This is a genomic window from Mesorhizobium sp. M1169 (assembly GCF_040318345.1).
In the GTDB taxonomy this organism is placed as follows: domain Bacteria; phylum Pseudomonadota; class Alphaproteobacteria; order Rhizobiales; family Rhizobiaceae; genus Mesorhizobium.
The window spans coordinates 217,228-236,363 of record NZ_JAMYME010000005.1; the positions used below are offsets into that span (position 1 = coordinate 217,228).

Consider the following 19,136-nt stretch of genomic DNA (forward strand, 5'->3'; position numbering starts at 1 on the left):
GATGGCACCCAGTGGCGCTGTCGGGATCGATCGAGCCGGGCAGTTCGGCCGGAATCCGCCTTGGCGGAAACGAGCTGGTGGTGTGGCGCGACAACAGTGGCGCAGCGCATGTGTGGGAGGATCGCTGCCCGCATCGCGGTATGAAGCTGAGCTTCGGTTTTGTCCGCGGCGATCATATTGCCTGTCTTTATCACGGCTGGCAGTACGATGCGGCCGGCCAGTGCCGATACATTCCGGCCCACCCCGATCTCAGGGTGCCGGCGTCCATTACCGTGTCTGCCCACAGATCGGCCGAGGCGGCTGGGATAGTCTGGACGGCACTGGATCCGGCAGCAGCATTACCCGAACTGCCTGCCTTGCCAGAGGAGGTGGTGCCGGTCCGCAGCCTGTATCTCGACAGTCCCGCCGCAATGGTGATCGATGTCGTGAGGGCCATGCCGCCCAGGCCCTTCTCCCGCGGATCCGGGCTCGCTGATCTGAAGGCGCTGAGCGGGATGCTGTTCAGCCTGACGGTCGGCGAAGACACGTTGCTTCTTGGCCTGCAGGAACTGACCGACAAACGATCGGCCCTGCACGTCGTGATTGACGGACCGGCAGCCAAGTATGCCGGCAAGGGGCAGAAGCATTTCTTCGCTTGGACGAGCGAGCTGCGTCATCATCTCGAGACCGGGCGTACCGGCGCGACCTCGACGACGCGGGCTGCATGATGGCGAGGATCACGCTCTACAACTACGAGCTGGACGAAAACTGCTACAAGGTGCGGCTGGCGCTTTCCATGCTCGGCCTGGAATGGCAGACCGTTGCAGTCGATGCATTTCCGGGGGCGGAGCAGAAGACGCCGCCATTCCTGGCCATGAACCCGGCGGGCAGCCTGCCCATTCTCCGCGACGACGAGGTGACGATGTTCGGCGCCGAGTCCATCATCGTCCATCTGGCGCGCAGCCACGATTCAACGGGTGCATGGCTGCCGGCGGATGGTTCGGATTTCGCCAAGGTGATGCAGTGGCTTTTCTTCGCGGCCGGCGATCTCGGCGTTGCCAGCGCCGCGCGCCGCCATGCCATGTTCGGCGCCGGCGGCGACGAGGCTGCGCTGCGGGCCGGTGCCGCGCACGCACTCCGCGCCATGGACGACCATATGACCGCGCGGGGTTTCGAGAAGAAAGAATGGTTCGCTGCGGACCGCCCGACCATCGCCGACATCGCGCTTTTTCCGGCGTTTGCGCTGAGCCGCGATTTCGGCGTCGACCATGACGAGTATCCGGCGCTGCGCCGCTGGGTGCGTCGCTTCCGCGCGGTTCCCGGCTTCACGACCATGCCGGGCATCCCCGATTACCATTGACGCCCAACATTCGACGAGAACGAGGCAAGCAACAGAATGACCTCTCTCACGCGCTTTTCCGTCCAGCCGCTCTCGTCCATGACCCGGCGGCTGGCCGGCGTCGCTTCCGGGCGAGCCGATCCCGATCTGGTCATTGCCGGCGCACGCGTGTTGTCGACCTATTCGGAGCGCGTGCTTCCAGGCCGCGAGATCTGGTTGTCGGGAGGGCGGATCGCCGCTGTGAAGCCGGCCGGCACTTATAAGGGCGGCAGCGCCAGGATATATGACGCCAGGGGCGGCATCGTCGCCCCCGGCCTGGTCGATCCGCACATCCACATCGAATCCTCGATGGTGACGGCCTGCGCCTATGCCGAGGCGGCGCTGCTCAACGGCACCACGACCCTCTTCTGCGACAGCCACGAGATCGGCAACGTCATGGACGTTGCTGGCATCGAGGCGATGCTGGAGGACGCGCGCCTGGCGCCGTTGTCCATTTTCCTGACGGTTCCGAGCACCGTCCCGGCAACTTCGCCGTTGCTGGAAACGGCCGGTGGCGACCTGACAGCCGAGAAGGTCGGCGCATTGTTCGACAAATGGCCGGAAGCCGTGGCGCTAGGCGAGAAGATGGATTTCGTGCCAGTGGCTATGGGCGATGAACGCAGCCATGCCATCCTCGCTGCGGCGCTGCGGCGCTGAGACGCGGCCGCCCGGTGTCGGGACACGTCTATGGACGCGAATTCGTGTCGGCCTATGCGGCCTCCGGCGTCACCGATACCCATGAGGCGATCGACCGCGAGATCGCCGACGACATGCTCGAGGCCGGCATCTGGCTGTTCCTGCGCGGCGGCCCGCCGACGACGCCGTGGCACAGCCTGCCCGCAGCGATCAAGACGATCACGGAGCTCGGAGCCTCGCACAAGCGCATCGCGGTCTGCACCGACGACCGCGATGCTGACGACCTGATGCTCTTCGGCCTTGACTGGGTGACGCGCGAGGCGATGAAGGCCGGCATGACGCCGGAGCAGGCCTGGTCTATGGGCTCACTGCATGGCGCGACGCGCTTCGGCATGGAAGGCGAAATCGGAGGCCTCGGTGGCGGCCGCCGTGCCGACCTGGTGCTGCTCGACGACGGCTTCGATCCCGTCAGCACGTGGTATGGTGGCGAGCTCGTCGTCGATGATGGCAAGATCACGCCGCTGCTCGACCAGGCCCTCTCGACCCGCTACCGCTATCCGGACGCGGCCTACTGCACAGTGAAGCTGCCGAAGCAGATCAAGCTGACGCCGGACCTGCCAACCGGCAAGGTGGTGGCGCACACCATCCGCACCGAATTGCCGGGGATCACGCTCGGCCACCAGAAGATCACGCTCGATCCGGCCAACGACTGGCAGAACCATTTCGACCGCCACGGCCTGTGCTTCGTCACCGTGGTCGAGCGCCATGGCAAGTCGGACGGCAACGTCGCCTACGGGCTGCTCAGCAATTTCACGCTGAAACGCGGCGCCGTCGCATCGTCTGTCGGCCACGACAGCCACAACATCATCATCGCCGGCCTCAACGAGGCCGACATGCAGGTGGCGCTGCGGGCGATCGAGGAAACGCAAGGCGGCGTCTGTGTCGTCGTCGACGGCAAAGTAACCGCCATGGTCGAACTGCCGATCGCCGGTCTGCTGTCCGACAAGCGCGTCACCGAGGTCGCGGAGGAGGTGAAGGTCCTCAAGCGGGAATGGCAGGCGGCCGGCTGCTGCATCCCCTATATGGGCTTCAACCTCATCCCGCTCTCGGTCATCCCCGAAATCCGCATCACCGACAAAGGTCTCGTGCTGGTGCCGGAAATGGAGATCGTCCCCGCCTTCGAGGCCGCCTGAGTGGATCCCTTCCGGCTTGGCCTGGTCTCACCGCGCATCCATTATTTCCAAATGGTCGCGCGGCTGGGCTCGGTGCGCCAGACCGCGCAGGCGCTCAACGTGGCGCCATCCTCCATCAGCCGCGTCATCAAGAGCCTGGAGGACGAACTGGGCACACCGCTCTTCGAACGCGTGCGCCAGCGACTGAAACTGACCAGCGCAGGCGAGCTTCTGCTCTACCACGCGCGTCAGAGCATCACCGAGTTGGCCCGCGCCTCGTCCGAGATCAACGATCTCAGTGGCCTCAACCGCGGCTCGTTGTCCGTGGCAGTCGTGGAGAGCGCGGCGCGCGGGCTGGTGCCGAACGCGCTGAAGGAATTCTGGAAGCGCCATCCGCGGATATCGGTCGATGTGCATGTCGCCGGGTCGCAGCGCGCCTGCGATGCGGTTGCCGACGGCGAATGCGATCTGGCGCTTGCTTTCGACGTGCGCGTGCCGCGCAACGTGCGCAAGATCGCGAGCACGCCTCTGCCGCTGGGCGTCGTCGCTCATCCGGACAGCCGCCTTGCCGGCCGCAAGCAAGTGAAGCTGTTCGATCTTGCCGGCGAACAGGTCATCGTCTCGGACAACAGCCTTGCTTTGGGCATTTCGATCGACGATGCGATCGGGCGCTCCATGATCGACATCACGCGACGGTCACGGACCAACTCGATCGGACTGATGACCGAGATGGTGCGCCTCAACCTCGGCGTGGTGCTTCGCACCAAGCTCGGCATCGAACCGGAAGTGGCTGACGGATCGCTCGTTTTCGTGCCGTTGCGCGATTCGCGCATGAACCCGCACCGGCTGATGCTGCTCGCCCGGCTGGAACGCGAAATGTCGGATGCGGCCTCCGCATTCGCCGCGCTGCTGGCCCGCATGGTCGAGGCGTTGCATGATTAGTTGTTGCATTTTGCGCATCGATAAAGAGAGTAATTTGTCCCTATCTCGAACAACTGAGCTTTGCGAGACTTCCCGGCCGAAGGGGATGTCATGAAGCAGAGTGCGGTCGACGCGGTCATTCGGGGGCTTAAGCGGGCGGGAGTGAGCATCGTCTGCTACCTGCCCGATTCGCTGTTCAAGGAGCTCTACCCGGCCCTTGATGCCGATCCGGATATTCGCACGATCCGCGTCACCAACGAGGGTGAGGGCGCGGCGATCTGTGGCGGGGTCTTCCTGTCGGGCAAGCGCGCGGCGCTGGTCATGGAAAATTCCGGCTTGCGCGCCTCGGTCGAGCCGCTGGCCCGCATGGGCCTTGGAGCCGGCATCCCGGTCATGATGCTGATGAGCTATCGCGGCGAGCTCGGCGAGAACAACTGGTGGGCAGTCCCGCATGGCATCACCATGGAGCCGGTGCTGAACGCGCTGCGCGTGCCGTACCGGATCGTCACGGAGGAGGCGAAGATCGAGCGCGCCATCCTTGACGCCTATTCCTGGTCCTATGCGTCCTATTACCATTCGGCTGTGGCGCTCGGCGGCGAGGTGGTGCGGTGAGACGCTTCGACTGCATGAAGGCGCTCGCCGCGCGGCTGAAGGATGAGCTGGTGATCCTTTCGCTCGGCGGCAGCGTCGACGAGTGGTACAACGCCGCGCCGCATATGCGCGAGGCGAGCCTGTTCCAGCAGCAACTCGGCTGCGTCACGCCGCAGGCCTTCGGGCTCGCCGCCGGCCTGCCGCACCGCCGCGTCATTTCGCTCGATACGGATGGCGGCCTGCTCTTCAACCTGGGCATTCTGGCCACGCTCGGAAACGAGCAGCCGAAGAACCTCTTCGTCGTGGTCTGGGACAATGAGTGCTACCAGTCGATCGGCGGCCCGCCGACCCATACCGCGCTGGGCCGCGTCGACCTTGCCGCGATCGCGCGCGGCGCCGGCGTCGAGAATGCCTATACGGCGCGCACGGTGGAGGAGTTCGACGCACATTGTGCAAGGGGGCTCGCCATGGAGGCACCCTATGTGGTGGTCGCCAAGGTCTCGGGAACGGTCCAGCCGGACATCAAGCGCAAACACAGCGACGGCCGCGAGGACAAGTATATCTTCGTCCGCCATGTCGAGGCGAGCGAAGGCATCGTCATCATGGGCCCGAGCGAGCACAACTGACGAGATCATGGGCACCCTCGGACCTGTCGTCCCCCGACGCGCACTGAAACGCAGCTACGATTACGTGGTGGTCGGCTCGGGTTCCGGTGGCTGTGCGGTGACGCGGCGACTGGTCGATGCCGGCGCCGACGTCCTCCTGATCGAGGCCGGCCCGACGGGTCTTGGGTTCGAAGAGATCGAGGACCCCGGCAAGTGGGTGCCGCTTGGCCGCAGCACCTATGACTGGGGCTATGATTATGCTCCGACACTGAGGGTGAATGGGCGTACCATCGGCATCCCGCGCGGGCGCCTGCTTGGCGGCTCAAGCGCCATCAACGCGATGATGTGGTATCGCGGCCATCCGCAAGATTACGATGCCTGGGAGGCTGGCGGCGCCAAGGGCTGGAGCTTCGCCGACGTGCTGCCCTATTTCCGGCGCTGCGAGGACTGGCGCGACGGTGCAAGCGAGTTTCGCGGAGCGGGCGGTCCGCTCCATATCGAGCGGCCGGCGGCGCTGCACCCGGTCGCGCAGGCGCTGATCGATGGCGCGGCCGAAATCGGCATCCCCGTAATCGACGATCCGAACGGCCCCAGCAACGAGGGGGCGGCGGCCGCGAATTTCAACATCTGCGACGGCAAGCGCTGGAGTTCGGCGACGGGCTATCTCGTGCCGATCCTGGATCACCCGATGCTGACGGTGCTGACCGGATCCGCGGCCATCAGCCTGACGGTCGAAGGCAGCCGATGCGTCGCGGTCAAGCACCTCGTCGGCGGCGAAATCTGCGAAACGCGCGCGCAAGAGAGCATCGTGCTCGCGGCCGGGGCCATCGACACGCCGCGCCTGCTGATGCTGTCGGGCATCGGCGATCCGATCGAACTGCAGCGCCTTGGCATTGCGCTCGTTCGCGCCCTGCCGGGTGTCGGCAGGAATCTTCAGGACCATCCGCTGGCGCAGGCCTGCGTCTTCCGCGCGAAACGACCGATCGGACCGATAGTGGGCAATGGCGGTGGCTCGATGGTCAACTGGAAGTCGCGGCCGGACCTGCCGCGGCCCGACCTGCATGCCTTCCCCGTCCAGGGCAACAGCGCCGAACCGGCGATCCGCGCGCGCTACGATCTATCCGGCGATGTCTTTTCCTTCGGTGCGGGCCTGATGCGCTCGAAGAGCGTCGGGCACTTGAAGTTGCTCGACGGCAAGCCCGGCGGACCGCTCGAAATCCAACCGAACTTTCTGGCGGAACCGGAAGATCTCGACGCCATGGTCACTGCGGTCGAGATGGTGATGGAGATGGCGGCTGCAAAGGCGAACGCCGGTCTCTTCAGCAACTTTGCCGCACCTGACCGCCGACTGACCCGCACCGAGACAATCGCCTTCATCCGCGAGGCGTGCACGACGTTCTTCCACACCTGCGGAACAGCCAAGATGGGCGAGGACGCGATGGCCGTCGTCGACAGCCGTCTCGCCGTGCACGGGCTGGACGGCCTGCACGTTGCCGATGCCTCGGTGATCCCAACGATCCCGACCTGCAACACCCACGCGCCCGCCACGATGATCGGCGAGCGCGCCGCCGATTTCCTGCTCGCGGCGGCAGCTTGAGGATGTCATGACCGACGGACCGCACACGGAGTACCCGCGATGACCCAAGGTCTCATCCTCGCTGCCGACACGCTGCTCACCATGGATGAAGATAACCACGTGTTGCCTGATGGCGCCGTGCTGGTCGAGGATGGTCGTATCGCCGCGGTCAGCGCACTCGCAGCATTGCGCGCTGCGTATCCGGCCGTGGCCGTGAAGAAACTCGACAATGCGGTGCTTTTGCCTGGGCTGGTCAATGCGCATGCGCATTCCGGTTTTTTGCGCGGCACGGCGGAGCACCTGCCGGTTTGGGACTGGCTGACGCTCCATATCAATCCGATGCATCGCGTGCTGCAGCCGCACGAGGCCGAGGCGGCATCGTGGCTCTGCTACGCGGAATCCGTGCTTGGCGGCACGACCACCGTCGTCGACATGTGGCGGTTCATGGAAGGCAGCGCCAGGGCGGCCGAGGCGATCGGCAACCGCCTGGTCGCCGTGCCTTACGTCGGCGAGCATCCCGACTACAACTACTTCGACACGCTCGACATGAACGAGGCGATGATCAAGGGCTGGCATCGCAAGGCGGGCGGCCGTATCAATGTGTGGGTCGGGCTGGAGCATCTGTTTTATGCCGACGAAACCGGCCAACGCCGGGCGATCGAACTCGCAAGGAAACACGACACCGGCTTCCACACGCATTGCAGCGAGGCCGAGATCGAGATCGCGGAATTTAAGCGGCGCTACGGCAAACGCCCGATGTTCGCGCTGGACGACCTTGGCTTCTTCGAAACGCCGCGCGCCATGATCGCCCACGCCGTCTGGCTCGATCGGGAAGAGATCGAGCTTATTTCCAAGCGCCGCGTTTCGGTGGCCCACAATCCTGTTTCCAACATGAAGCTGGCAAGCGGCATCGCGTTGGTGGCCGAGATGCTGAAGGCCGGCGTGCCTGTCGGGATCGGCACCGACGGCGAGAAGGAGAACAACAATTTCGATATGTTCGAAGAGATGAAGGTGACTTCGCTGCTGGGCAAGCTGAAGGACTTCGACGCCGCCGCCATGGATAGCTGGCAGGTGCTGCGCATGGCCACCATTCTCGGCGCCAGGGCGATCGGTCTCGACCACGAGATCGGCTCGATTGAAGTCGGCAAGCGCGCCGACATCATCGCGGTCCGCACCGATACGCCGCGCATGACGCCGGTCTTCCGCGACGGACCTTATTTCAACTTCCATCACAATCTTGTCCACGCCGTGCGCGGCAGCGACGTGTCTTTGACGATGGTCGATGGCGAGATCCTGGCCGAGGACGGCGCGCTGCGCACCGGCGACCTGCGCGAGATCATCGCCGAAATCCATCGCGTCGCGCCTGGCCTGTTCGCCCGGCGCGCCGCTTTCCTTGCCCAGAATTCCGGCGGCAGCCTGCAATGGACTCAATAGGACGGGCCTCGGTGATGAAGACGACGGACAGGGCGGCACTGGACGATTGGTACGCGGTGGAGACGGTCGCCGACCTGGATGGCGCGCCGAGCCATACGCGGCTGCTCGGCCAGGACATCGAACTGGTCCGTGACATCACGGGCGAAATCACGGTTCGGGAGGTCCTGGACGACGGCAACCGCGGCCCCGCGCTGCCCGTCCGGCAGCGCTACGGCTGCGTCTGGACGACGCTGGGCCTGCCCGGGAAGGAAATCTTCGAGATCGCCGAGGCATCGGAACCCGACCGCCGCTACGTGCCCTGCGGCTGGGTGACGATGCGGGCTTCGGGTTTGCGTGTCGTGGAGAACTTCCTCGACATGGCGCATTTCCCCTTCGTGCATACCGACATTCTCGGCTCGGAGCCGCACACGGAGGTGCCTGCGTACCTGAGCGAGATACGTCGCGACGTGGACGAGGTCTGGGCGACCAACTGCACGTTCTTCCAGCCGCGCATCGCCGCCACGGAAAGCTCAGGCGCGTTCGTGCATCTGACCTATCGCGTGCCGAGCCCATTCGTGGTGATGCTCTATCGCGTGTGCCCCGTGGCGCCGGACCGGCTCGACGCAATCGCGCTGTTCATCCAGCCCATCGAGGAAGACCTCTGCCGCGCCCAGCCGGTCATGTATCTCGTCGACTCGGCTTCGACGCAGACGGCGTTGCTCAACTTCGAACAGGTCATCTTCCTGCAAGACCGGCTCATCGTGGAGAACCAGCGGCCGCTGCGCCTTCCACTCGAGCCGCGGATGGAAATCCCGACCCGCGCCGACGGGTCCTCCATCGCCTACCGCCGCTGGCTGAAGGAAAAAGGCATCCGTTTCGGCACGACCGCGAGAGCCACATGACCGAGCCGGGTCTCCAGGTGCTTCGCCCGACCTCCGTTGCCGACGCGCTGTCATTGGCAGGCGAGGGCGCGTCGCAACTGGTCGCCGGGGGCACGGCGCTGCAGCTCGGCTGGGCGAAGGGCCTGCCAAAGCCGCGGCGCCTCATCGACATCGGCCGTATCGCCTGCCTGAAGGGCATCCAACCGGCCGACGACGGCTTTCGCATCGGCGCACTGACGACACTGGGTGCCTTGGAGCGTGACCGGGCGATAGGCGAGAATTTGCCTCTGCTCGCGGCCGCAGTCCGCGCCACGGCGGGACCCGCCGTCCGCAATCTCGCAACGCTGGGCGGCAACGTCGCGGGGCGCACGGGTTGCCTTCTGCCGGCCCTGCTCGCTTCCGACGCCAAGCTGGAGATCGCCTCACCGGCCGGACACGCCGTCGTGCCGCTCGCGCAATGGCTGGCTGACACGCCATCAATGGACCTCATCGAGGCGGTCATTGTTCGACCGCAACCTACCGCTCGCTGGGCCCATCGCAAAGTCGGCCTGCGCGCCGCATTCACCCCAAGCGTGGCCGGTGTCGCCGGGCTGGTCGAGACAGCGTATGATCGCATCACCGTCGCGCGGCTCGCGGCCAGCGGAGGCGGGCAAGCGGCCCGGCTCAGTCGCGCTGAAGCACTGCTTGTCGGCCGCCGCCTGCAGGAGATCGATTGGGCCGAGCTGCACGCCGCAATTCTCGGAGAGGCGCCGGCGATCGATGATGCATGGCGGTCCGACCGCTATCGGCGCAGTGTCGTGGCGAATGCGCTGGTCTTCGGGCTTGGCGGAAAGTTGTCCCAAGGAGCACATTCGCCGCGCCGGCGGACCGTGCCGTCCGGAAATCCACCTGCCGAAATTCTCGTGTCGCGATCGGAGATCGGCGCACGCTGGCACCAGCGGCCGGACGTTGCGCCGAAAATCGCAGGCAGGCTCGAATACCTGACCGACCATCGCGAGCCCGCCATGCTGGTCGGGCGCATTCGGCGTGCCGGCATTCCCCATGCAAGGATCGTTTCCATCGATACGAGCGCGGCCGAGGCGCTGCCAGGAGTCGCGGCGGTTGTCACGCACCGCGACATCGCCGGCAGCAATGCCTTCGGCATTGTCGTGCAGGATCAGCCTGCACTGTGCTTCGACAAGGTCCGCTATTTCGGCGACGCTGTTGCTGCCGTTGCCGCTGTTGACACGAAGACGGCCGAACGCGCGCTTGCTCTCGTCAGCGTCGAATACGAGCCGCTGCAAATTGTGAGCGATCCCCAACAGGCACTCGCCGCTGGAGCCGAGCCGGTCCACGCCTCAGGCAATCTACAGTGCAGCTTCGAGTTCACGCGTGGCGATGCCGCCGCGACTTTTGCCAAGGCAGCTCATATCGTCGAGGCTGTCTACGAAACGCCGAGCCAGATGCACGGCTTTATGGAGACGGAGGGCGGCTACGCTTTCGTCTGCACGGATGGTACCCTGAACGTCTTTGCCGGTGGGCAGCATGGCCGCCGCGACCGCATGCAGCTCTCGCGCATCCTCGGTATGCCGCAAGAGCGGATACGGGTGGTCACCAGCCCGACTGGCGGCGCCTTCGGCGGCAAGGACGAGCTGACCGTGCAGCCGGCCCTGGCCCTGCTGGCGCTGAAGACCGGACGCGCCGTACGGCTGCATCTCGACCGGGCGGAATCCGTCATCGCGGGTACCAAGCGCAATGCCATGCACATCCATATGCGCACCGCCTGCGACGCCGAGGGTCGTCTGCTCGCCCAACAGGTGGATGTGATCGCGGATGCCGGCGCCTACGCGTCGCTCGGTCCGGGCGTGCTTGAGACGGCGCTCGAACACGCCTGCGGGCCATATGTCGTTCCCAACGTCCTCAGCTCGGGCAGGCTCGCCTATACCAATAACGGCGTCTGCGGCGCGTTTCGTGGCTTCGGTGCCAACCAGATGGCCTTCGCGGTAGAGTGCCAGCTGGACCGGCTGGCCGAAGCCGCCGACATCGACATTATCGAGATACGGCGCCGCAATTTGCGCGAGCCTGGCACGCGAGGCCATCTCGGCCAGCAGGTCGCGCCGTCCGAACGTCTGGCCGAGATGCTACAAGCCGCCGCTGCTGACTCGATCTGGGCCAAGCCGCGTGGTCCGTCGTTCGACGGCTCTGAGACGATCGGCGTCGGGATGGCGATGAACTATCAAGGCAATGGACTAGGCACGCTGCCGCCGGACCCGGCCGGAGGCGCGTTGCGCTTGGCTCCGGATGGCATGATCGAAGCGCTCTATGGCCTGGACGAGATGGGACAAGGCCTGCTCACCTCGGTGAAGGCCGCGGTCGCCGGAGCGCTCGGCTGCGGCCGCGACGATGTCCGGCCGGTCACCGGTGATACGGCGGCGACGCCCGAATCCGGCTCCTCCACCGCCTCGCGCGGCACTCACGTGGTTTGGCGGGTCGCAGCAGTCGCCGCACCACCTTTTACGCGCGACCTCCTGGCAGCAGCGGGCCAGCTGCTTTGCCGCGAAGCCGGGACGCTGGCGCTGGCACCCGGCGGTATCGTCGAGCGACATTCCAACAGCGGGTCACTGCTCTTGAGTTTCGCCGAGCTTGCCGAGGCGTTGCCTCCCGACCGGCTGCCAGCTGCTGCCGTCAGCTTCGAGTTTCCGAAATCGGACTATCTGGAAGGCAATGCACGCCTGATCTTCGCCTTCGGCGCGACACTGGCGCGCGTTGCCGTGAGCCGCATCACTGGGCAGGTACGCGTGCTCGAGCTCCATCAGCATACCGCGGCCGGACCGATGCTCGATGCTGCCGCCTATCTTGGCCAGATCGAAGGCGGCGGCGTCCAGGGGCTGGGCTTCACCCTCACTGAGGACGCGGCTATGCGGGATGGCCGGGATCTTGCCGGCAACCTCGATTTCTACATGCTGCCAGGCATTGCCGACACGCCGGAAAGCTTCGCGACCTTCGCGTTGGAGGATCTGGACGAGGACGACCCGTTCGGCCCGCGCGGAGTTGGTGAGCTTGGCATTGGTGCCGTGACGCCAGCCGTCGTCAACGCGATTGCGGACGCCACAGGGGCTTGGCCCGAGCGCCTCCCGGTCGATCCTGAATGGGTACTCGACGCCCTGCAGAGGAGTGCAGCGTGAGTGCCGAGATCGCGATTACCTTTAACCTAAACGGCTGCCGCCAGGCGCTGGCCGTGCCCGCCGAGTTGCGCCTGATCGACCTGCTGCGCGATCATTTCGGCATGACTGCCGCCAAGATGGCTTGCGGCATCGGCCGCTGCGGCGCTTGTTCCGTGCTGATGGACGATCGCGCGGTCAATGGCTGTCTGCTCATGTCGTGGCAACTCGACGGGGCCACCATCATCACGCCGGAGGGTTTCGACGACCTTCCCGAAGCCATTGTCCTGCGCCAGGCTCTGGCGGCCGAAAACGCTTTCCAGTGCGGCTACTGCGCACCCGGCATCACTGTTGCGCTGACCGCTCTGCTGCTGGAGAATCCGGCTCCAGACGAGTCTCAGATCCGCACTGCGCTCGAAGGCAATATCTGCCGCTGTACCGGCTATCATTCCATCATCCGCGGTGCCCTCGCGGCGGTCGAGGCGTTCGCTTGCGGGGTACGGACATGACGGTCATCATTCGAAACGGTGCAGCCAGGCACGCAGGCGTCGAGGCGTTCCTGGCCAAACCCAGAATGCGGCACCTGATCGGCGGCGGCTGGTGCGACGCCAGCGATGGCGCAACCTTGCCCGCGACCGATCCTGCGAATGGCGACACGCTCGCGCTGCTGGCGCAAGGCACAGCCGATGACGCCGGGCGCGCCGTTGCTGCGGCGCGTGCTGCTTTCGAAGGCGAGAGCTGGCGCGACATGACACCGTCGGCACGCGGCAAGCTGCTATGGCGCATCGCCGACCTGATTGAACGCCATGCCGATGAGCTTGCAGAACTCGAGACGCTTGACCAAGGAAAGTCGCTGAAGACCTCGCGCTTCGCCGAGATTCCCGCCTCGGCCGAGCAGTTCCGCTATTTTGCCGGTTTTGCCACGAAAATCCTCGGCACGACCATCCCCACCTCCATCAGCTACCAACCGGTGGGCAGCAAGATTTTCGCCTACACGGTGCGAGAGCCGATCGGTGTCGTGGCTGCCATAACGCCATGGAATTCGCCGCTGCTTATGGCCTCGATGAAGCTCGCCCCGGCGCTTGCCGCCGGCTGTACGATCGTGCTCAAGCCAGCTGAGGAAACGTCGCTCACCGCGCTCAGGCTCGGCGAACTGATGATCGAAGCCGGCTTGCCGGACGGCGTCGTCAATATCGTGACCGGTCTCGGTGAAACCGTGGGCGCAGCATTGGCTGCAGATCCCGATGTCGATAAGGTCGCCTTCACCGGCTCGACGGAAGTCGGAAAGATGATCGTCTCCGCAGCGCGCGGCAATCTGAAGAAGCTGACGCTCGAGCTGGGCGGCAAGTCGCCGGCCATCATCATGCCCGATGCGGACATGGGGCTCGCAATCCCCGGAGTGGCTCGGGGGATCTTCGCCAATGCCGGCCAGGTCTGCGTCGCCGGCTCGCGTGTCTATGCGCATCGCTCGATCTACGACCGTCTGGCGGAGGGGCTGGCGGAAGAGGCGCGAAAGCTGCGTCTCGGACACGGGCTTGACCCGGATACCGACCTTGGTCCGCTGGTCAACGGAACCCAGGCTGCGCGCGTCGCCTTCTACGTCGGCGATGGTGCTTCCAGCGGCGCCGAGATCATCGCCGGCGGCCGGCGCTTCGACAACTTCTTCGAGCCGACCGTGGTTACCGGCGTGCGCCCGGACATGCGCATGATGCGCGAGGAAATCTTCGGCCCGGTCGTTGCCGTGACACCGTTCGACGATGTCGCGGAGGCGATAAGCCTTGCGAACGACTCGCCCTACGGCCTCGCCGCAAGCGTCTGGACCCGCGACCTATCCACTGCGCATCGCCTTGCCGCACGTATCCGGTCGGGCACCGTCTGGATCAATTGCCATTCCTACTTCTCGCCGGAACTGCCGAAGGGCGGCCACAAGCAATCCGGTTGGGGCTATGAGAACGGCGCACCGGGCCTGGAGAACTATCTCGAGACGAAAACGGTCTGCGCGGTGATTTAGCCGCGCCTTTTCCGCGATGTTCGCGGATCGGAGGCTGACAGCCCTTCCATCGGCGGACAAGGATTGATCGAAAATTGCTCGGATCCTCCTGAGGACCAGTTCCTTGGCGGCGCTGGTCCACATCGACGTTGCACTTGACTCGTCCATATTATCCGTAATAAATCATACATATTGCCATCGAAAAAAGGCGGCAGGTCTGGGAGGACCGATGAAAATCACGGCCATCAAGGCGCGCGTCTGCAATGCGGAAATGCGCAACTGGGTCTTCGTCCGGGTCGAAACCGACGAGCCCGGGCTGTTTGGCTGGGGTGAGGCAACGCTGGAATGGAAGACCCGAGCCGTCGTTGGGGCGCTTCAGGACCTTGAGGCCCTGCTCATCGGGCAGGATCCGCGCAACGTGGAGCAGTGCTACCAGATACTTACGCGCCACGGATTTTGGCGTCTTGGCGTCGAGGGAATGTCTGCCGTCAGCGGCATCGAGATCGCGCTCTGGGACATCCTGGGCAAGTCATTGGGCGTCCCCGTCTGGCGCCTTCTGGGCGGACAGGTTCGCGACTATCTGCGCACCTATACGCATCTCGGCCTCGGAGACATGAAGGCGGTCTATGAGACCGGATCCGCGGACGCGATCGTGGAACGCGGACGCATCGTGACGCAGGCAGGCTACGACGCTGTCAAGGTCGTCTGCATTCCCTACACCCACTACGCATCGCCTGCGAAAGCCGTTGATTCTGTCGCCAACATGGTTGGCTCACTTCGCGAGGCCATAGGTCCGGACATCGACATCATGGTCGATTTCCATGGACGCCCTGCATCCGTTAACGCTGCGATGGACTACCTCAGAGCAATCGAGCCGGCCCGCATCATGTTCGCGGAAGAACCCGTGCCGCCCGAAGATGTTGCCGGACTGGCGCATATCACGGCGCGATCGGCCGTGCCGATCGCTTCCGGCGAGCGGCTGATCGGGCGTCGCGAATTCACGCACTCGATCGCAGCCCGTGCCTTCAACATTGCCCAGCCTGATATTTGCCACACTGGCGGTCTGCTGGAGACAAAGAAGATCGCGGCCATGGCGGAAACGGCAGGCATCGGCCTTGCGCCGCACAACCCGCTCGGTCCGATCGCTGGCGTCGCTGCTCTTCACTTCGGCATATCGACGCCAAACGTCGTCATTCAGGAGGAGATGTCCGGTGCCGTCGCCTGGTACGACGACGTCGTTACCTGGCCAATTCGGCGTAAACCAGGCCGCTGGGACCTGCCCGATCTGCCGGGCCTTGGCGTCACCGTCAATGAGGACGTCATCGCGCGTCACCCCTTCAAGCAGGAAGTGCTGCATGCCCGCAATGCCGTCATGCCGGACGGCACCGTGGTCGACTGGTGAATGCAATGGCAGGCCGGCTGCAAGGAAAGATCGCAATCATCACGGGCGCCGGCCAAGGCATAGGTGCCGCCACCGCCCGGGCTTTTGCAACACATAGGGCAAAGACCGTCATTGCCGAACTGAATGCGGCAAGCGGCAAAGCGGTCGCCGACGAATTGCGTGCCGGAGGCGCCGACGTATTGTTCGTCGAGACGGATGTCACGGACACATCCGCGGTCGCGGACATGGTCGCCGGCACGATCACGGCCTATGGCGGCGTCGACATTCTGGTCAACAATGCCGGTGCCAACGTGTTCTACGAACCATTGCTGATGCCGGATGAGGAATGGGAGCGCTGCCTCAAGCTCGACCTCCAGGCCGCGTGGTTCTGCGCCAAGGCGGTTTTGCCGACGATGCTGGCGAAGGGCTCGGGGTCCATCGTCAACATAGCGAGTTGCCACGCCTTCCAGATCATTCCCCATACGTTCCCGTATCCGGTCGCCAAGCATGCACTTTTGGGCCTGACCCGTTCGCTGGCCATCGAATATGCCGCACGCGGTATCCGGGTGAACGCGATAGCCCCCGGCTATATCGAGACGCCGATCGCGGAAGCCTACTGGAACACATTCCCGAACCCCGCCGAGGAGAAGCGGCGAGCCTACGACCTCCATCCGCCCAAGCGAATTGGCCGGCCGGACGAGGTTGCAATGACGGCGGTTTTCCTCGCTTCGGACGAAGCGCCGTTCATAAATGCCGAGACGATCACCATCGATGGTGGGCGCTCGGTTCTCTACCACGACTAGCAACCACCATTGAGCTCAGGGAGGATCTTCATGAAAACCACAACAAAGGCTTTGGCGACATTTGCGGTACTGGCTGCCGGACTGATGAGTGGCACAGCAAGCGCAGACGACATCAAGATCGGCTACATCAACAAGATGGGAGACCACCCATGGTTCGTCGCCGAAGTCGGCGGCGCCAAGAAAGCGGCTGAGGCGGCAGGGGCCGCGTTCGTGTCGCAGGACGTTCAGTTCGACGCCAATTTGACGATCACGACCTTCGATACGATGGTCGGCGATGGCGTGAAAGGCATCGCCATCGTTGTCCCCGACAAGGCACTGGGACCGGTCATCGCGGAGAAAGCAAAGGCCGCAAAAATTCCCTTGGTGGCGGTGGACGACGATATCTACTACCAGGATGGCACCCAGGTCCCCTATGTCGGCATGAATGCTTACAATATCGGTGCGCGGGTGGGCGAAGAGCTTGCCAAGCTCTACAAGGCTGAAGGCTGGGCGGGCAAAGAAGTGCGCATCGCCTCGATCGAGGACCGCAAGGCCGATACCTGCATGCAGCGCAACAAGGGCGCGGAAGAAGCGTTCCTGAAGGCGGTGCCCGATTTCAAGCCGGGCAACATCGTTCGCGTCCCCTACGACAACACGATGGTCAACGCCATCGACGTGATGACCACCACACTGACGGCCAATCCCAGCGTCACGAACTGGATATTCTATTCATGCAACGATGACGGCGTGCTGGGTGGTGCGCGAGCACTGGAGAATGCTGGCTATTCCGCAGACCAGGGCATGGGGATCGGCATCGACGGGAGCCGCGCCTGCGATGCCTTCGGATCCGGAAAGCCCTCGGCGTTCCGTGGTACGATGTGGCTCAATTCGGAAAATCATGGCGCGCTGGCGGTGAAGATTCTCTTGGCCTCCATCAAGGACGGAACCAAGCTTCCCGTTCAATCCTTCACTGACCCGGAATACATCACCGCCGACAATTTTGCGTCGGACTACAAAGCCAAGCTCTGCCACTGAACCAGATATGCGTCATGCGCCGCAGTGCGCATGACGCTCTTTGGGCCGGCAGTTCGTCGACGGGCACACGGGATCGATCCTCGGGAGTGAGCTTTTGACGCAATCGGATTTCTTCTCGCTCGACAGGATATCGAAGCGCTTCGGCGTCGTGCAGGCGCTCGACAATGTCTCGATTGCCTTTCGGCCAGGAGAGGTGCTTGCCCTGGTTGGCGAGAATGGCGCCGGCAAGTCGACAATGATGCGAATTCTCGAGGGCGTGTTCGCACCGGACACCGGCACCGTGCTGCATGGCTCCACGCCGATCGTTTTCAGCGAACCGCGCGACAGCCACAGAGCCGGAATACGCGTCATCCATCAGGAGCCGGAGATCGTTCCGAACCTGACCGTGGCCGAGAACATTTTCGTCGGCGAACTGCCGCGGCTGGCAGGCGTCCTGCTCGACTGGCACAGGCTCGAGGACCAGACCGATAAGGTGCTTGCGACCTTCGGCATGCAGCAGGATATGCTGCCGCGTCAACTCTGCAGCACACTCGGTCCGGCACAGCGCCAGATGATCGAAATCATGCGCGCCATACGTGCCGGCGGCCGGCTGATCGCATTCGATGAGCCGACCTCGTCACTGACCGACGACGAAGCGCGCCGTCTGTTTTCAGTAATTCGCCGGCTGCGCGGCGAGGGCACTTCGATCGTCTACATCTCTCACAGGCTGAACGAGGTCATCGACCTTGCGGATCGCATTGTCGTGTTGCGGGACGGCCGGCTGGTCGATGATTCCCCCGCTGCCGGTGCCAGCGAGCAGACCATAGCCAAGCTCATGGTGGGCCGCGACATAGCCGATCTGTTTACGCGCGAGACGTGGCAATCGGGGCAACCGTTGCTGGAGGTGGCGGGCCTGACCACCGACCACGTCACCGATGTGAGCCTCAAGGTCCGCCGTGGCGAGGTGCTCGGCATTGCCGGCCTTATGGGTGCGGGTCGATCCGAACTGGCAAAGGCGATTGTCGGCTATGATAGGCGCCTCGACGGAACCATAACGATGAATGGTGTGCCCGTTGGCCCCAACAGTCCGCATGCAGCGATCGTGGCGGGCATCGGCTTTGCCCCGGAAGACCGCAAGCACGAGGCGCTGCTGTTGTTCCGAAGCATTCTTGATAACGCCTCGCTTTGCGTGCCCGACAGAACGTCGACCTTCGGCTTCTTCAACCGGCGCAAGGCACTGGAGATCGTCTCACCGCTTGCAGCAAAGATGTCGATCAAGGCGCCTAACCTCGACGAACAGGTTTCGAAATTATCGGGTGGCAACCAACAGAAGGTCGTTCTCGCGCGCTGGCTTGCGCGGCAGCCGATGCTTCTCATCCTCGACGAGCCGACCCGCGGCATCGACATCGGCGCCAAGGCGGAAATCTATCGCCTGATCGACGAACTCGCCGCCAGCGGCATCGGCATAATCCTGATTTCCTCGGAAATGCCGGAACTGATCGGGCTGGCCGACAGGGTGCTTGTTATGGCTGGAGGCCGGATCACGGCCGAACTTTCCCGCCCTGACATCGACGAGGCCACGATCCTGAGACATGCCATGCCTCAATCTGCAGCATCGCTTGGAGGACAAATTCAGTGAACAGCCTTGAGCTCAGGACAGCAACAACGCAAACCGGC

15 protein-coding genes and 1 pseudogene are annotated in these 19,136 nt (G+C 64.2%); all 16 read left to right on the forward strand.

Annotated features, from left to right (window positions below):
* The first annotated feature begins 11 nt into the window (after positions 1–11).
* The 16 genes and pseudogenes from NKH41_RS07770 (at position 12) to NKH41_RS07845 (ending at position 19,098) form a co-directional block, all read left to right on the forward strand.
* A complete protein-coding gene (locus NKH41_RS07770) occupies positions 12–707 on the forward strand; it encodes a Rieske 2Fe-2S domain-containing protein (RefSeq protein WP_352502546.1) in 696 nt (231 codons plus the stop codon).
* Positions 704–1,339, forward strand: a complete 636-nt coding sequence (locus tag NKH41_RS07775; protein ID WP_352502547.1) for a glutathione S-transferase family protein — start codon at positions 704–706, stop codon at positions 1,337–1,339. Before NKH41_RS07770 ends, NKH41_RS07775 begins: the two co-directional genes overlap by 4 nt.
* A 36-nt stretch (positions 1,340–1,375) precedes the next feature.
* Positions 1,376–3,186: pseudogene (locus tag NKH41_RS07780) on the forward strand (adenine deaminase C-terminal domain-containing protein).
* Positions 3,187–4,107 carry a LysR family transcriptional regulator gene (locus NKH41_RS07785; protein WP_352768626.1) on the forward strand — a complete coding sequence of 307 codons (921 nt, stop codon included), beginning with the start codon at positions 3,187–3,189 and terminating at the stop codon, positions 4,105–4,107. It abuts the pseudogene before it with no gap.
* A 90-nt stretch (positions 4,108–4,197) separates the two neighbouring features.
* Positions 4,198–4,698: a thiamine pyrophosphate-binding protein gene (locus tag NKH41_RS07790; RefSeq protein WP_352470589.1), complete on the forward strand. Its 501-nt coding sequence runs from the start codon at positions 4,198–4,200 to the stop codon at positions 4,696–4,698.
* Entirely contained in the window at positions 4,695–5,303 is a 609-nt protein-coding gene (locus NKH41_RS07795; protein ID WP_352768624.1) for a thiamine pyrophosphate-dependent enzyme, read from the forward strand. Before NKH41_RS07790 ends, NKH41_RS07795 begins: the two co-directional genes overlap by 4 nt.
* Positions 5,304–5,310: 7 nt before the next feature.
* Positions 5,311–6,879 (forward strand): GMC family oxidoreductase, encoded by a 1,569-nt coding sequence (locus NKH41_RS07800; protein ID WP_352768622.1) that lies wholly within the window; start codon positions 5,311–5,313, stop codon positions 6,877–6,879.
* 39 nt (positions 6,880–6,918) lie between these two features.
* Positions 6,919–8,292: an amidohydrolase family protein gene (locus tag NKH41_RS07805; RefSeq protein ID WP_352768619.1), complete on the forward strand. Its 1,374-nt coding sequence runs from the start codon at positions 6,919–6,921 to the stop codon at positions 8,290–8,292.
* Between the two features lie 14 nt (positions 8,293–8,306).
* Positions 8,307–9,173, forward strand: coding sequence for an aromatic ring-hydroxylating dioxygenase subunit alpha (locus tag NKH41_RS07810; RefSeq protein ID WP_352768923.1), 867 nt, complete (start codon positions 8,307–8,309; stop codon positions 9,171–9,173).
* Entirely contained in the window at positions 9,170–12,316 is a 3,147-nt protein-coding gene (locus NKH41_RS07815; protein WP_352768618.1) for a molybdopterin cofactor-binding domain-containing protein, read from the forward strand. The genes NKH41_RS07810 and NKH41_RS07815 overlap by 4 nt, the downstream gene beginning before the upstream one ends.
* Positions 12,313–12,801, forward strand: a complete 489-nt coding sequence (locus NKH41_RS07820; protein ID WP_352612510.1) for a (2Fe-2S)-binding protein — start codon at positions 12,313–12,315, stop codon at positions 12,799–12,801. Before NKH41_RS07815 ends, NKH41_RS07820 begins: the two co-directional genes overlap by 4 nt.
* Positions 12,798–14,303 carry an aldehyde dehydrogenase family protein gene (locus tag NKH41_RS07825; RefSeq protein ID WP_352768616.1) on the forward strand — a complete coding sequence of 502 codons (1,506 nt, stop codon included), beginning with the start codon at positions 12,798–12,800 and terminating at the stop codon, positions 14,301–14,303. The genes NKH41_RS07820 and NKH41_RS07825 overlap by 4 nt, the downstream gene beginning before the upstream one ends.
* A gap of 208 nt (positions 14,304–14,511) precedes the next feature.
* Positions 14,512–15,684 carry a galactonate dehydratase gene (gene dgoD / locus NKH41_RS07830; protein ID WP_352470581.1) on the forward strand — a complete coding sequence of 391 codons (1,173 nt, stop codon included), beginning with the start codon at positions 14,512–14,514 and terminating at the stop codon, positions 15,682–15,684.
* Between the two features lie 5 nt (positions 15,685–15,689).
* Positions 15,690–16,466 (forward strand): SDR family oxidoreductase, encoded by a 777-nt coding sequence (locus NKH41_RS07835; RefSeq protein ID WP_352470580.1) that lies wholly within the window; start codon positions 15,690–15,692, stop codon positions 16,464–16,466.
* Between the two features lie 30 nt (positions 16,467–16,496).
* Positions 16,497–17,480, forward strand: coding sequence for a substrate-binding domain-containing protein (locus NKH41_RS07840; protein WP_352612514.1), 984 nt, complete (start codon positions 16,497–16,499; stop codon positions 17,478–17,480).
* Between the two features lie 94 nt (positions 17,481–17,574).
* Positions 17,575–19,098, forward strand: a complete 1,524-nt coding sequence (locus NKH41_RS07845) for a sugar ABC transporter ATP-binding protein (protein WP_352768608.1) — start codon at positions 17,575–17,577, stop codon at positions 19,096–19,098.
* Positions 19,099–19,136 lie beyond the last annotated feature (38 nt).